This window comes from Streptomyces misionensis, from assembly GCF_900104815.1.
GTDB lineage: Bacteria > Actinomycetota > Actinomycetes > Streptomycetales > Streptomycetaceae > Streptomyces > Streptomyces misionensis.
Map to the genome: position 1 here is coordinate 5650346 of NZ_FNTD01000004.1, position 14188 is coordinate 5664533.

A 14188-nucleotide genomic window follows, 5' to 3' on the forward strand; every position below is an offset into this window, starting at 1 on the left:
AGAAAGACTCACAGACTCATGGCGAACTACACCGCCGCCGACGTCAAGAAGCTCCGTGAGCTCACCGGCGCCGGCATGATGGACTGCAAGAAGGCGCTGGACGAGGCCGAGGGCAACGTCGACAAGGCCGTCGAGGCGCTGCGCATCAAGGGCCAGAAGGGCGTCGCCAAGCGCGAGGGCCGCTCCGCCGAGAACGGCGCCGTGGTCTCCATCATCGCCGACGACAACTCCTCCGGTGTCCTGGTCGAGCTGAAGTGCGAGACGGACTTCGTCGCCAAGGGCGAGAAGTTCCAGGCCGTGGCCAAGGCCATCGCCGAGCACGTCGCCAAGACCTCCCCGGCCGACCTGGAGGCCCTGCTCGCCTCCGAGATCGAGGCCGGCAAGACCGTCCAGGCGTTCGTGGACGAGGCCAACGCCAACCTCGGCGAGAAGATCGTCCTGGACCGCTTCGCGCAGTTCTCCGACGGCTACGTCACCGCCTACATGCACCGCACCATGCCCGACCTGCCCCCGCAGATCGGTGTCCTGGTCGAGCTCGACAAGCCGAACGCCGAGATCGCCAAGGGCGTCGCGCAGCACATCGCCGCGTTCGCCCCGAAGTACCTCTCCAAGGAGGACGTCCCGGCCGAGGTCGTCGAGTCCGAGCGTCGCATCGCCGAGGAGACGACCCGCGCCGAGGGCAAGCCCGAGGCCGCCCTGCCGAAGATCGTCGAGGGTCGCCTCAACGGCTTCTTCAAGGACGCCACGCTGCTCGGCCAGCCGTACGCGCTGGACAACAAGAAGTCGGTCCAGAAGGTGCTGGAAGAGGCCGGTGTCACCCTGAAGCGCTTCACGCGCATCAAGGTCGGCATCTGAGTCCGTACCGCGATCGGCGCGCGACCCGCGGAGAAATCCCGATAGGGTCGACAGCAGCCGCCCGCGCACACCGCCACACCCGGGTGCGAGGCGGACGGCAGCAGATCTGACGAGGAGGCCATTGCCGCGTATGGGAGCGAAAAGCGACCCCATCGGCAATGGCCTTCTTCGTATGTGCAACACGTGAAAGAGGCGGGATCTCCCATGACCGACAAGGCCCAGAAGAGCGACGACGGCAAAGTACGCGGCCGATTTCTGCTGAAGCTGTCCGGAGAGGCCTTCTCCGGCGGTGGCGGCCTGGGCGTCGACCCGGACGTGGTGCACAAGATCGCCCGCGAGATCGCGGCCGTGGTGCGGGACGGGGCGCAGATCGCGGTCGTCATCGGCGGCGGCAACTTCTTCCGCGGCGCCGAACTCCAGCAGCGCGGCATGGACCGCGCCCGCTCCGACTACATGGGCATGCTCGGCACCGTGATGAACTGCCTCGCCCTCCAGGACTTCCTGGAGAAGGAGGGCATCCAGTCCCGGGTCCAGACCGCCATCACCATGGGCCAGGTCGCCGAGCCGTACATCCCGCTGCGCGCCGTGCGCCACCTGGAGAAGGGCCGCGTGGTCATCTTCGGCGCCGGTATGGGCATGCCCTACTTCTCCACCGACACCACCGCCGCCCAGCGCGCCCTGGAGATCGACGCCGAGGCGCTGCTCATGGGCAAGAACGGTGTGGACGGGGTCTACGACTCCGACCCCAAGACCAACCCCGACGCCGTCAAGTTCGACGCCCTCGGCTACGGCGAGGTCATCACCCGGGACCTGAAGGTCGCCGACGCCACCGCCATCACGCTGTGCCGCGACAACAGGCTCCCGATCCTCGTCTTCGAGCTTCTCGCCGAGGGCAATATCGCCCGTGCCGTCAAGGGTGAGAAGATCGGCACGCTGGTGGGTGACCAGGGCAGCCGGGACTGACCGGTACGCCCCCCGTCGCCCGGGTACGGCACCTGTCCGAGGGACGGACGGGACGCACCTTGGCCGGGGGATGGACAATGTCCTGCCGGTCGGGAACCGTGCAGGAAGAAGACGCGACGCAGCCGGCCGCCGAACCACCGAGGAACCGCAGCCGGGCCTTACTCAAGACACGCAGGAGCAAGTGGTGATCGAAGAGACCCTCCTCGAGGCCGAGGAGAAGATGGAGAAGGCCGTCGTGGTCGCCAAGGAGGACTTCGCCGCGATCCGCACCGGCCGTGCGCACCCGGCGATGTTCAACAAGATCGTGGCCGACTACTACGGTGCCCTGACGCCGATCAACCAGCTGGCCTCGTTCTCCGTGCCGGAGCCGCGGATGGCGGTCGTCACGCCGTTCGACAAGAGCGCGCTGCGCAACATCGAGCAGGCGATCCGCGACTCCGACCTGGGCGTCAACCCCAGCAACGACGGCAACATCATCCGAGTGGTGTTCCCGGAGCTGACCGAGGAGCGCCGCCGCGAGTACATCAAGGTCGCCAAGACCAAGGGCGAGGACGCGAAGGTCTCGATCCGCTCCGTGCGCCGCAAGGCCAAGGACGCCCTCGACAAGATGGTCAAGGACAAGGAGACCGGCGAGGACGAGGTCCGCCGTGCGGAGAAGGAGCTCGACGACCTGACGGCGAAGTACGTCGCTCAGGTGGACGAGCTGCTCAAGCACAAGGAAGCGGAGCTGCTCGAAGTCTGATGAGCGACTCTTCCTGGGGGGCGCCGCCGACGGCGGGGCAGGCCGGCTACTGGGGGCCCACCGACGGTGGGCCCGTCCAGGGCGGGGCCGCCCCGGCGGGTCCCGCGTACGATGCGCCCGAGGCGCAGCAGACGCGCCCCATGCCCATCGTGCCCGACGTACCCGCGTATGGCGGAGACCAGGACGACGACCGGGGGGCCGCTCGGCTGAGCGGCCCCTTGTTCCGGGACGAACCGCAGCCGCAGTACGGAACACCACCGCAGTACGGCGCGGAGCCCCCCTACGGGACGCAGCCGCCGTACGAGCAGCAGCCCGGGTACGGCGCCCCGCACCCGTCGGCACCGCCGCAGCCGTACGACCCCCACGGGACGCAGGTCCCGCCGGGAGCGCAGCCGCCGTACGAGCCGCATCAGCAGCCGAACCACGGTCCGGGGGCCCCCTACGGGACGCCCCAGCCCCCGTACGGGACGCCCCAGCCGCCCCCGAGCCCGATCCAGAATCCGGAGCCCATGCCCGACGCCACGCAGCAGCCGCCGGCGCCGCAGAAGAAGAGCGCGGGCCGGGACCTGAGCGCGGCCATAGGGGTCGGCGTCGGGCTCGGCGTGGTGATCATCGCGTCGCTGTTCATCGTCAAGGCCGTCTTCGTCGGCGTGATCGCGGTCGCGGTCGTCGTCGGCCTGTGGGAGCTGACCAGCAGGCTCCAGGAGCGCAAGGAGATCAAGGCGCCGCTCGTGCCGCTCGCGGTCGGCGGCGCGGCGATGGTGGTCGCCGGCTATGTGCGCGGTGCCGAGGGCGCCTGGGTCGCCATGGCGCTCACCGCGCTCGCGGTCCTGGTCTGGCGGATGACGGAGCCACCCGAGGGCTACCTCAAGGACGTCACGGCCGGTGTCTTCGCGGCGTTCTACGTGCCGTTCCTGGCCACCTTCGTCGCGCTGCTGCTGACCGCCGACGACGGCCCCTGGCGGGTCCTGACCTTCCTGATCCTCACCGTGGTCAGCGACACCGGCGCGTACGCCGTCGGCTGGCGCTTCGGCAAGCACAAGCTCGCCCCGCGGATCAGCCCCGGCAAGACCCGGGAGGGTCTGTTCGGCGCGGTGCTGTTCTCGATGGTCGCGGGCGCGCTGTGCCTGCAGTTCCTGATCGACGGCGGCAGCTGGTGGCAGGGTCTGCTGCTGGGCCTCGCGGTCGCGGCCAGCGCCACCCTGGGCGATCTCGGCGAGTCCATGATCAAGCGCGATCTGGGCATCAAGGACATGGGCACGCTGCTGCCCGGTCACGGCGGCATCATGGACCGGCTGGACTCCCTGCTGCCCACGGCGCCGGTGGTCTGGCTGCTGCTGGTCCTCTTCGTCGGCTCCTGACCGCCGAGCCACAACCGAACGGGCCCCCGTCCTGGCACCGGACGGGGGCCCGTCGGCGTACCCCGCCCACGAGAGGCGGAAGACCGCGTTCGGCGACACGATGGTGGGCAGAGCGGCCCTTGGCCCGTCCCTCAGCGAGGGAGTGCGAGAGATGCCCGAAGTCACCGAGCCGTACCCGACCGGCACCCCGTGCTGGGTCGATCTGATGGCGCCCGACCAGCAGGCCGCGCTGGACTTCTACCGCGACCTGCTGGGCTGGCAGGGCCAGGCGGGCCCGGCCGAGTACGGCGGCTACGCGGTGTGCGAGCTGAACGGCAGGCCCGTCGCCGGCATCGCCCCGCAGCACGCGCCCGAGGGGGCGCAGGAGCCGCCGACCGTGTGGACCTCCTACCTGGCCACGACGGACGCCCAGGCCACCCAGGACGCGATCGTCTCCGCGGGCGGCACGCTGCTCGTCCCGGTGACGGACGTCGGCGGACTCGGCCGGATGCTGATCGCCGCCGATCCGCAGGGCGCGGTCTTCGGCGTCTGGCAGCCCGGCGAGTTCTTCGGCGCCGGAGTGGTCAACGAGGCCGGCGCGCTGATCTGGAACGAGCTGCACACCAGCGACGTGCCCGCCGCCACCGGCTTCTACGGCGAGGCGTTCGGCATCGAGATCACGCCGATGGAGGGCACGGACTCCTACTGGGAGCTGAGGGCCGGCGGCCGCACGGTCGGCGGCGCCACCCGGCTCGCCGACGACCCGCCGGGCACCCCGCCCCACTGGCTGGCGTACTTCGCGGTCGACGACGTGGACGCCACGGTGGACGCCCTCGTCAAACGCGGCGGTACGGTCCTCGCCCCGCCGTTCGACATGGCGGCCGGCCGGATGACGGTGGTCGCCGACCCGCACGGCGCCCCCTTCGCCATGATCAAGCCGGCCCCCATGTGACCGGTCAGGCGAGGGTCTTGACGTCGATGACGAAGCGGTAGCGGACGTCGGAGGCCAGCACCCGCTCGTACGCCTCGTTGACCTTGTCGGCGGGGACGACCTCGACCTCGGCGCCGATGTTGTGCTCGGCGCAGAAGTCGAGCATCTCCTGGGTCAGGGCGATGCCGCCGATCATCGACCCGGCGAAGGAGCGGCGGCCGCCGATGAGCGTCATGACGTGCACGCTGAGCGGCTCGGCCGGCGCACCGACGTTGACCAGCGTGCCGTCGACGGCGAGGAGGCCGAGGTAGGCGTTCAGGTCGATGGCGGCGCTGACGGTGTTGACGATGAGGTCGAAGCGGCCGGCGAGCTGCTCGAAGGTGTCGGGGTCCGAGGTGGCGTGGTAGTGGTCGGCGCCGAGGCGGAGGCCGTCCTCCCGCTTCTTCAGCGACTGCGACAGCACGGTCACCTCGGCGCCGAGGGCGTGGGCGATCTTGACGGCCATGTGGCCGAGGCCGCCGAGCCCGACGACGGCGACCTTCTTGCCGGGGCCGGCGCCCCAGCGGCGCAGCGGGGCGTAGGTGGTGATGCCGGCGCAGAGCAGCGGCGCGGCGGCGGCCGCGTCGAGGCTCTCGGGGACCGAGAGGACGTAGTCGGCGTCGACGACGACGTGGGTGGAGTAACCGCCCTGGGTGGTGGTGCCGTCGCGGTCGGTGCCGGCGTAGGTGGGGACCATGCCCTTGACGCAGTACTGCTCGTCGCCGGCCTGGCAGTTGGCGCACTCGCCGCAGGAGTTGACCATGCAGCCGACGCCGACGCGGTCGCCCACGCGGTGCCGGGTGACGGCGGATCCGGCCTCGGTGACGATGCCGACGATCTCGTGGCCGGGCACGACCGGGAAGGGCTGCGGCCCCCAGTCGCCGTTGACGGTGTGGATGTCGGAGTGGCAGATGCCGGCGTACTCGATCTCGATCAGTACGTCGTTGGGTCCGACGTCGCGGCGCTCGATGGTGGTGAGGGCCAGGGGCTGACCGGCGGCGGGTGCGGCGTAGGCGTTGACGCGCATGAGGAAGCGTTCCTTCGTCTTCGGTGTCGTGGGGGGGTGTGGGGTGGGTGGGGGCGTGTGAGTGCGCACCCGGCGGCGTGCCCGCGTCCGGCGGGCAGCCGGGCGGGGCCGTGCGGCCGGTGGGCGGCGCGCGGCCGGGCTACTGCTTCCTGGCCCGCTTGAGCTCGTCGGCGAGCGTGCGGGCCTGTTCCGACAGCGTCCGGGCGCGGGCGTCGTCGCCCGACTGGACCGCTCCCCAGTAGTCGATCTTCAGGCGGACGTACCGCCGACGCAGGGCGATGTACTCGGCCTCGCGTGCCAGCCGCCGCTCCTGCTCCGTGAGCAGCTCGATCTGCTCGCCCGCGGCGGCGGGCCCGAGCTGCCCGTTCGCCACGTACTGCCGCATGTCGCTCACCGACATGCCGGTGGCGGCCAGGCAGGCGACCCACATCAGCTGGTCCAGGTCGTCCTCGTCGTAGATCCGGTGCTTGCTGCTCGCACCGCGACTGATCGGGGCGATCACCCCGATCGACTCGTAGTAGCGCAGCGTGCTGGCCGGAAGCCCGGTCAGAACGGCCACTTCCTTGATCGTGTATGTGCGCTGGGCGGTTCGTGCACTCACTTTTTCGACCGTAGGAACTTCAAGTACTCGAAGTCAAAAGACACGGCCCCCGGCCCGACGCCGACCGCGGCGACCGCCGGGCCCCGGGCCACCCCAGTGGATCTGCGACACTGGTACCACCATGCCCAAGCCCGGAGAACTCACCTTTGTCGCGCCGCGCGGAGCCAAGAAGCCGCCGCGGCATCTTGCCGATCTCACGCCTGCCGAGCGCAAGGAAGCGGTGGCCCAGACCGGTGAGAAGCCGTTCCGTGCCAAGCAGCTGTCGCAGCACTACTTCGCGCGGTACGCGCACGACCCGGAGCAGTGGACGGACATTCCGGCCGGCTCGCGGGAGAAGCTGCGCGAGGCGCTGTTCCCGGAGCTGATGACCGTCGTCCGGCATCTGTCGACCGACGAGGGCACCACCCGCAAGACGCTGTGGAAGCTGTTCGACGGCACCCTCGTGGAGTCCGTGCTGATGCGGTACCCGGACCGGGTGACCATGTGCATCAGCTCGCAGGCGGGGTGCGGGATGAACTGCCCGTTCTGCGCGACCGGGCAGGCGGGGCTGGACCGGAACCTGTCCACCGCGGAGATCGTCCACCAGATCGTGGACGGGATGCGCGCGCTGCGCGACGGGGAGGTGCCCGGCGGGCCCGCGCGGCTGTCCAACATCGTCTTCATGGGGATGGGGGAGCCGCTCGCGAACTACAAGCGGGTCGTCACGGCCATCCGCGCCCTCACCGATCCGGCGCCGGACGGGCTCGGGCTGTCGCAGCGCGGGATCACCGTCTCCACCGTCGGACTGGTGCCGGCCATTCACCGGTTCGCCGACGAGGGCTTCAAGTGCCGGCTGGCCATCTCGCTGCACGCCCCGGACGACGAGCTGCGCGACACCCTGGTCCCCGTGAACACGCGGTGGAAGGTGCGCGAGGTGCTGGACGCCGGGTTCGAGTACGCCGAGAAGAGCGGGCGCCGGCTGTCGATCGAGTACGCGCTCATCCGCGACATCAACGACCAGGCCTGGCGCGGTGACCGGCTCGGCCGGCTGCTCAAGGGCCGGCCCGTGCACGTGAACCTCATTCCGCTGAACCCCACTCCGGGCTCGAAGTGGACCGCCTCCCGGCCGGAGGACGAGAAGGCCTTCGTCGAGGCGATCGCCGCGCACGGTGTGCCCGTCACCATCCGGGACACCCGTGGACAGGAGATCGACGGAGCGTGTGGTCAGCTCGCGGCCACCGAGCGGTAATCTGGGCCCGTTCCATCACATCTTCATATTCCGACAGGGGAGCGCCACAGCGCTGAGAGTGCGGCAGTCAGGCCGCAGACCCTCTGAACCTCGCCCAGGTCATTCTGGGTAGGAAGTTCGGTCACTACTCAAGCTGTTGCGCCCTGTCCGGACATTCCGGACAGGGCCGCGTTCTTCCTGGCCAACCCCAGGAGGACCATCAAGTGCACAAGAAGACCTTCGTGGCCGCGGCGGTCGGGCTCGGCCTGGTCACGCTGTCCGCGTGCGGCTCGACCGGGCAGAGCGCCGCGGACTCCAAGACCGTCACGCTCGTCAGCCACGACTCGTGGGCCGTGTCCAAGAGCGTGCTCAAGGACTTCGAGAAGCGTTCCGGGTACAAGGTCCGCGTCCTCAAGGACGGCGACGCCGGACAGGCCGTCAACAAGGCCATCCTGACGAAGGACAACCCCCAGGGCGACGTCCTCTTCGGCGTCGACAACACCCTGCTGTCCCGCGCCCTCGACAACGGCCTGTTCCAGCCGTACACCGCCAAGGGCCTCGACAAGGTCGGGGGCCGGTTCCAGCTGGACCAGGCCAAGCATCGCGTCACGCCCGTCGACTACGGCGACATCTGCGTCAACTACGACAAGGCCTACTTCGACCGGCACCACCTCGCGCCTCCGCGGTCCTTCGCCGACCTGGCCGAGCCGCGGTACAAGAACCTCCTCGTCACCGAGAACGCGGCCACCTCCTCGCCCGGCCTCGGCTTCCTGCTCGGCAGCGCCGCGCGGTTCGGGGACCAGGGCTGGCCGGGCTACTGGAAGAAGCTCAAGGCCAACGGCGTGAAGGTCGTGGACGGCTGGGAGCAGGCCTACTACCAGGAGTTCTCCGGATCCTCCGAGGGCAGGAAGGCCGGCGGCGACCGGCCGCTCGTCGTGTCGTACGCCTCCTCGCCGCCCGCCGAGGTGATCTACGCCAAGAAGCGGCCCGCCACCGCCCCGACCGGCGTGGCGAGCGGCACCTGCTTCCGGCAGGTCGAGTTCGCCGGGCTGCTCGCCAACGCCAAGAACCCCAAGGGCGCCAAGGCGTTCCTCGACTTCCTGGTCTCCAAGGAGTTCCAGGAGGACATGCCGCTGAACATGTTCGTCTACCCGGTCGTGGCCGGCGCCAAGGTGCCCGCCGACTTCACCGCGTACGGTCCGGCCGCCCAGCACCCCGAGACCATGGCGCCCGACAAGATCGCCGCCAACCGTGATCAGTGGGTCAAGGCGTGGACGTCGCTCGTACTGAAGTGACCACCCGCAGGCGGGGGTCGCGCGGGAGCGCGGCGCGGCTGGGGCTGCTGGCCCTGCCCGTCGCGTTCTTCGCCGTGTTCTTCGCCTGGCCCGTCGCCGCGATCGTGGCGCGCGGGCTGAGGACCGACGGCGGCTGGCGGTTCGGGCGGATCGCGGACGTGGTCGCCCAGCCGGACATCCGGCACGTGCTCTGGTTCACCTGCTGGCAGGCGCTCGCCTCCACCGCGCTCACCCTGCTGCTCGCGCTGCCCGCCGCGTTCGTCTTCGCCCGCCTCGACTTCCCCGGCAAGCAGGTGCTGCGGGCCGTCGTCACCGTCCCGTTCGTGCTGCCCACCGTGGTCGCCGGCAGCGCCTTCCTGGCGCTGGTCGGCCACGGCGGGCTGCTCGACCACCTGTGGGGCGTACGGCTGGACACCACGGTGTGGGCGATCCTGCTCGCGCACGTCTTCTTCAACTACGCGGTGGTCGTACGGACCGTGGGCGGGCTCTGGGCGCAGCTCGACCCCCGGCAGGAGGAGGCCGCGCGGATGCTCGGCGCCTCACCTCTGCGGGCGTGGCGCCAGGTGACGCTCCCCGCCCTCGCGCCCGCGGTGGCCGCCGCAGCGCTGATGGTCTTCCTGTTCACCTTCACCTCCTTCGGCGTGGTCCAGATCCTCGGCGGCCCCGCCTTCTCCACCCTCGAAGTGGAGATCTACCGGCAGACCTCCGAGGTCTTCGACCTGTCCACGGCCGCCGTCCTCACCCTCGTCCAGTTCGCCGCGGTCGGCGCGATCCTCGCCGTGCACGCCTGGACGGTACGGCGCCGCGAGACCGCACTGCGCCTGGTCGACCCCAAGGTGACCGCCCGCCGGCCGCGCGGCGCCGGACAGCGGGCGCTGCTCGCCGGCGTCCTCCTCACCATCGCGCTGCTCCTGGTGCTGCCGCTCACCGTGCTGGTCCGGCGCTCCCTGGACGCCCCCGGCTTCGGCTACTACCGGGCACTGACCCGCACCGACGGCGGTACGTTCCTGGTGGCGCCGGTGCACGCGGTGTGGACCTCGCTCCAGTACGCCGTCGCCGCCACCGCCATCGCCGTGGTCGTCGGCGCCCTCGCCGCCGCGGCGCTGGCCCGCCGGGACGCCGGCCGGCTGGTGCGGGGCTTCGACGCGCTGCTGATGCTGCCGCTCGGCGTCTCCGCCGTGACCGTCGGCTTCGGTTTCCTGATCGCCCTCGACAAGCCGCCGCTGGACCTGCGCCAGTCCTGGATCCTGGTGCCGCTCGCCCAGGCCCTGGTCGGCGCCCCCTTCGTCGTGCGCACCATGCTGCCGGTGCTGCGCGCGGTGGACGCGCGCCTGCGGGAGGCGGCGGCCGTGCTCGGCGCCTCGCCCTGGCAGGTGTGGCGGGAGGTCGATCTGCCGCTGGTGCGGCGGGCGTTGCTGGTCGCGGCCGGGTTCGCGTTCGCCGTCTCGCTCGGCGAGTTCGGGGCGACCGTGTTCATCGCCCGGCCCGACAACCCGACCCTGCCGGTCGCCGTGGCCCGGCTGCTCAGCCGCCCGGGTGACCTCAACTACGGCCAGGCAATGGCCCTTTCGACCATTCTGATGGTGGTGTGCGCCGCCGCCCTGCTCATCCTGGAGCGGCTGCGCACCGACCGGACGGGGGAGTTCTGATGCTGAGTCTCCAGGGCGCGACCGTGCGCTTCGGCGGTCGGGCCGTGCTGGACGCGGTGGACCTGGAGGTCGCCGAGCACGAGGTGGTGTGCGTGCTCGGACCCAGCGGCAGCGGCAAGTCCACCCTGCTGCGGGTGGTGGCGGGGTTGCAGCCCCTGGACGCCGGGCGGGTGTCGCTCGCCGGGCGCGACCAGGGCGGGGTGCCGGCGCACCGGCGGGGCGTGGGCCTGATGTTCCAGGACCACCAGCTCTTCCCGCAGCGGGACGTCGGCGCCAACGTGGCCTTCGGGTTGCGCATGCAGGGCGCGGCGAAGGGCGAACGGGACGGCCGCGTCGGGGAGTTGCTGGAACTGGTCGGGCTGCCCGGGGCGGCCCGGCGGGCGGTGGCGGGGCTGTCCGGCGGTGAACAGCAGCGCGTCGCCCTCGCCCGCGCGCTCGCCCCCCGGCCCCGGCTGCTGATGCTGGACGAGCCCCTCGGCCAGCTCGACCGCTCGCTCCGGGAACGGCTGGTCGTCGAACTGCGGGAACTCTTCGGCCGGTTGGGTACGACCGTGCTGGCCGTCACCCATGACCAGGGCGAGGCGTTCGCGCTGGCCGACCGGGTGGTGGTGATGCGCGACGGGCGCGTCGCGCAGTCCGGTACGCCCCTGGAGGTCTGGCAGCGGCCCGCCGACGCGTTCGTGGCCGGCTTCCTCGGCTTCGAGAACGTGACGGAGGCGACCGTCGCCGGGACCGTCGCCGACAGCCCCTGGGGCAAGCTGCCGGTGCCCGAGGGCGCGCCGCAGGGCAGCCGGTCGCTGCTGGTGCGGCCCGCCGGGGTACGGCTGGCCGCGGCCGACGCCGGGCTGCCCTGCACGGTGACCGCCCGCACCTTCAAGGGCACCCATGTGGCCGTGCACCTCCAGCCCGAAGGCGGCGGCCCGCGCCTGGAGGCGGCCTGCGCGCTGCGGGACGCTCCGGCGGCCGGTGACGTGGTGGGCGCGGAGTTCGACGCGGCCGAAATCGTCGTGCTGGGGTGAGGGTCCGCCGCCTAGGGTGAGCCCATGACGTATCTCGCACACGAACGCTACTGTGACGAAATCGCCCATCAGGTAAGCCAGTTGAGGGAACTGGTCGCCTCCGGCGCCGATCTGGCGGCCCGCGTGCCGACCTGTCCGGACTGGTCGTTGGAACAGCTGGTGCGGCACATGGGCGGCGCGCTGCGCTGGGCGGGCACGATGGTGCGGACGCAGGCCCAGGAGATGGTCCCGCCCGACCAGGTCCCGCTCGGCGGCGGTCCCGAGGCGCAGGGCGACCCGGCGGCGCTGGACGCCTGGCTGGCGGAGACCGGGGAACTGGTCGTCGGCGCGCTGCGCGAGGCGGGCCCCGAGACCAAGGTGTGGACCTGGACCGGCGTGAACACCAGCGGATTCTGGGCCCGCCGGATGGCCCATGAGATCACCATCCACCGCGCGGACGCCGCGCTCACCGTCGGGGTGCCCTACGAGGTCGCGCCCGAGATCGCCGCCGACGCGCTGGACGAGTGGCTGGAGCTGGTGGAGTGGGCGCAGCGCACCGGGGCGCGCGAGTGGGCCACGGGGCTGCGCGGACCGGCCCGCAGCATCCACCTGCACGCCACCGACGCCGACCCGGCGCTGCACGCCGAGTGGCTGGTCGAGGTCGGCGACGAGGGCGTGTACTGGCGGCGCGGCCACGAGAAGGCGACGGTCGCCCTGCGCGGCCCGCTGACGTCCGTGCTGCTCGCCTTCTACCGCAGGCTGCCGCTGGACTCGCCCGGCCTGGAGGTCCTGGGCGAGCGCGAGGTGCTGGACCGCTGGCTGGAGCAGGCCAGCTTCGGCTGAGCCGGCGTACGACGACGGGCCCGCTCCGGTCTTCCGGAGGCGGGCCCGGCGGTCACCCCCTCAGCCGCACGAGCGCGTCGGATGCCTCGTCGATGCCGTCCACGAGGGCGATCCGGGACTCCAGCGCCCGCCCCGCGGCGAGGGAGCGCAGCAGCGGCCAGGCCGGCAGCTCCCGCGTCCAGTGGTCCCGGTCCACCAGCACCATCGGCCTCGGCTCGCCGTGCGACTCGTAGTAGTTCGGCGTCGCGTTGTCGAAGATCTCCTGCACGGTCCCGGCGGCGCCCGGCAGGAAGACCACCCCGGCGGTGGAGCGGGCCAGCAGGCCGTCCTCCCGGGTGGCGTTGGCGAAGTACTTGGCGATGTGCGCGGCGAAGGGGTTCGGCGGCTCGTGGCCGTAGAACCAGGTCGGAATGCCCACCGAGGTGCCGCCGCCGGGCCAGCGGGAGCGGACCGCGAAGGCCGCCCGCGCCCACTCGGTCACCGACGGCCGGAACGAGGGCGCCTTGGCGAGCAGCACCAGCGCCTCCTCCAGCATGGAGTCTGCGAACGGGGCCGCGTAGGCGCCCAGGTTCGCCGCCTCCATCGCGCCGGGACCGCCGCCGGTGGCGACCGTGAACCCGGCGCGGGCCAGCGACCGGCCGAGGCGCGCGGCACCGGCGTACTCGACCGAGCCCCGCTCCGTCGCGTGGCCGCCCATCACCCCGACCACCCGGCAGCCGTCGAGGATCTCGTCCAGCGCGTCGGAGACCGCGTCGTCGTGGATCGCGCGGAGCATCGAGGCGAAGACGTCACCGTCCCCCGTCGTCCGCCGGGACCAGGCGTGGGCCCGCGCGTCCGGCGTCGCCTCGTACCCCTCCTCCAGCGACGCGAACAGCTCCTCCGGCGTGTACGGGCGGCCCCGGTACGGGTCGAAGGGCAGGCCGGGTACGGGCGGGAAGACCAGGGCGCCGGCCGCGCGGACCCGGGCGGCGGCCTCCGGCGCCATCGGGCAGCCCAGGAAGACGGCGTCCGCGGTGTCGAGGCGCAGCAGGGCGCTCGTACGGTCGGTCAGGTCCACGGCCTGGACGCGGCATCCGGCGAGCGAGCCGCGCTCGGCGGCCACCCGGTCGAACGCGGCGAGCGAGGCGATCTCACGGCCGCGGGCGGCGCGGGGCGGAGGGGCGGGTGTCGGGTGCACCCGCCCATGCTAGGAGCGGCTCAGCCCTCGATCGCGGCCGGGTCCATCCACATGATCTCCCAGGTGTGGCCGTCGAGGTCGTCGAAGGCACGGCCGTACATGAAGCCCTGGTCCTGGGTGGGGCCGCTCTCCGTGCCGCCCGCCGCGAGCGCCTTGCCGACCAGCTCGTCGACCTTCTCGCGGCTCTCGGCGCTCAGACAGATCAGCACCTCGCTGGTGGTCGTGGCGTCGGCGATCTCCTTCTTGGTGAAGGTCGCGTAGAACGGCCGGGTGAGCAGCATCGCGACGATGGTGTCGCTGATCACGACCGAGGCGGCGTTCTCGTTGCTGAACTGCGCGTTGATCGTGTAGCCCAGCCCGGTGAAGAACTTCTTCGAGGCGTCGAGGTCGTTCACGGGCAGGTTCACGAAGATCATCTGCTGGGACATGCCGTCTCCCGGGTCGCACGTTGTTCGATTCGCAGGGGTAGACACCCGGCCGCGACGGAACTCATCGGTGCTCGGGAGACTTTTTCCCGCGGC

14 protein-coding genes are annotated in these 14188 nt (G+C 71.6%); 10 read left to right on the forward strand and 4 right to left on the reverse strand.

Translation table 11 applies throughout. The features are described 5' to 3' along the window. Positions 1-18: 18 nt before the first annotated feature. The 5 genes from tsf to BLW85_RS27555 all read left to right on the forward strand — a co-directional run bounded on the left by tsf (position 19) and on the right by BLW85_RS27555 (position 4852). A complete protein-coding gene (tsf, locus tag BLW85_RS27535) occupies positions 19-855 on the forward strand; it encodes a translation elongation factor Ts (RefSeq protein WP_070022276.1) in 837 nt (278 codons plus the stop codon). A gap of 204 nt (positions 856-1059) precedes the next feature. Next, positions 1060-1818, forward strand: coding sequence for a UMP kinase (gene pyrH / locus BLW85_RS27540; RefSeq protein WP_070022275.1), 759 nt, complete (start codon positions 1060-1062; stop codon positions 1816-1818). 184 nt (positions 1819-2002) lie between these two features. Further along, entirely contained in the window at positions 2003-2560 is a 558-nt protein-coding gene (gene frr / locus BLW85_RS27545; RefSeq protein WP_070022353.1) for a ribosome recycling factor, read from the forward strand. Between the two features lie 140 nt (positions 2561-2700). Further along, a complete protein-coding gene (locus BLW85_RS27550; RefSeq protein ID WP_074996227.1) occupies positions 2701-3921 on the forward strand; it encodes a phosphatidate cytidylyltransferase in 1221 nt (406 codons plus the stop codon). A gap of 151 nt (positions 3922-4072) precedes the next feature. Continuing rightward, positions 4073-4852, forward strand: a complete 780-nt coding sequence (locus BLW85_RS27555) for a VOC family protein (RefSeq protein ID WP_074993512.1) — start codon at positions 4073-4075, stop codon at positions 4850-4852. 4 nt (positions 4853-4856) lie between these two features. Here the strand turns inward: BLW85_RS27555 and BLW85_RS27560 are convergent, their stop codons facing one another. Together BLW85_RS27560 and BLW85_RS27565 are read right to left on the reverse strand one after the other, a co-directional pair. Next, positions 4857-5897, reverse strand: coding sequence for an NAD(P)-dependent alcohol dehydrogenase (locus BLW85_RS27560; RefSeq protein ID WP_070022273.1), 1041 nt, complete (start codon positions 5895-5897; stop codon positions 4857-4859). Between the two features lie 139 nt (positions 5898-6036). Beyond that, positions 6037-6498, reverse strand: a complete 462-nt coding sequence (locus BLW85_RS27565) for a MerR family transcriptional regulator (protein WP_070022272.1) — start codon at positions 6496-6498, stop codon at positions 6037-6039. 121 nt (positions 6499-6619) lie between these two features. Here BLW85_RS27565 and rlmN point away from each other — a divergent pair, with 121 nt between their 5' ends. From rlmN to BLW85_RS27590, 5 genes are all read left to right on the forward strand, one after another. After that, positions 6620-7726, forward strand: coding sequence for a dual-specificity RNA methyltransferase RlmN (gene rlmN, locus BLW85_RS27570; RefSeq protein WP_070022271.1), 1107 nt, complete (start codon positions 6620-6622; stop codon positions 7724-7726). A 203-nt stretch (positions 7727-7929) separates the two neighbouring features. Continuing rightward, positions 7930-9000, forward strand: coding sequence for a thiamine ABC transporter substrate-binding protein (locus BLW85_RS27575; RefSeq protein ID WP_070022270.1), 1071 nt, complete (start codon positions 7930-7932; stop codon positions 8998-9000). A gap of 47 nt (positions 9001-9047) precedes the next feature. Further along, the gene (locus BLW85_RS27580; RefSeq protein WP_074996228.1) at positions 9048-10649 is read left to right on the forward strand and encodes an ABC transporter permease; all 1602 of its coding nucleotides are present in this window, start codon (positions 9048-9050) and stop codon (positions 10647-10649) included. Further along, on the forward strand, positions 10649-11668 hold the full coding sequence (locus BLW85_RS27585; protein WP_107409195.1) for an ABC transporter ATP-binding protein: 1020 nt from the start codon (positions 10649-10651) through the stop codon (positions 11666-11668). The genes BLW85_RS27580 and BLW85_RS27585 overlap by 1 nt, the downstream gene beginning before the upstream one ends. A 24-nt stretch (positions 11669-11692) precedes the next feature. Further along, on the forward strand, positions 11693-12490 hold the full coding sequence (locus BLW85_RS27590) for a maleylpyruvate isomerase family mycothiol-dependent enzyme (RefSeq protein ID WP_074993515.1): 798 nt from the start codon (positions 11693-11695) through the stop codon (positions 12488-12490). Positions 12491-12542: 52 nt separating this feature from the next. On the opposite strand, the gene BLW85_RS27595 is transcribed toward BLW85_RS27590, so the two are convergent. Then, entirely contained in the window at positions 12543-13667 is a 1125-nt protein-coding gene (locus BLW85_RS27595) for an LOG family protein (RefSeq protein WP_074993518.1), read from the reverse strand. 20 nt (positions 13668-13687) lie between these two features. Next, a complete protein-coding gene (locus BLW85_RS27600) occupies positions 13688-14095 on the reverse strand; it encodes a VOC family protein (RefSeq protein WP_070022267.1) in 408 nt (135 codons plus the stop codon). Between the last annotated feature and the right edge of the window lie 93 nt (positions 14096-14188).